Raw genomic sequence first — 415 nt, 5'->3', positions numbered from 1 at the left:
GCATAAATGTGAAGATCAAGATTTTTCTTTTTGGCTAAATAAAAGGGAGCAAGGGCTGTTCCATACAGGCTCGTTGCGATGGAGCCTGCATTACAAATGGTCATGATACGGTCACCTGATTTAAAGAGCTGAAGTGCATTTTGACCGATTTGTCTGCATGTTTCTTCATCTTCTATTTGAATTTGAATGGCTTCATGCACAAGGTCTGTTTTGGCTGCATTCACTGATGCTGCACGCTTGCGGCAATACCGACGACTGTATCTTTTGATGTCAGGTGGATGTGTACTAAATCCTGTTTGCCGGCTTCTTCACTGTCTTCCACATCTTCGGCAGCTTGAGAAAAGGCTGAGTCTCCGCCTGCCATGATGCCTACAATGACATCAGGTGAGACGCTATAGGTTGGGGGACATTCGAC

The 415-nt window shown here is 45.3% G+C and carries 2 pseudogenes; both read right to left on the bottom strand.

Going from position 1 to position 415, the window contains the following annotated elements:
- A pseudogene (locus GFC01_RS18405) lies at window positions 1-224 on the bottom strand (S-methyl-5-thioribose-1-phosphate isomerase); the annotation flags it as partial.
- Window positions 221-415 (bottom strand): annotated as a pseudogene (murQ, locus tag GFC01_RS18400) (N-acetylmuramic acid 6-phosphate etherase); the annotation flags it as partial. The pseudogenes murQ and GFC01_RS18405, both read right to left, overlap by 4 nt.

The sequence above is a fragment of the Desulfofundulus thermobenzoicus genome, from assembly GCF_009428905.1.
GTDB lineage: Bacteria > Bacillota > Desulfotomaculia > Desulfotomaculales > Desulfovirgulaceae > Desulfofundulus_A > Desulfofundulus_A thermobenzoicus.
This window is presented reverse-complemented; position numbering and strand designations above follow the sequence as displayed.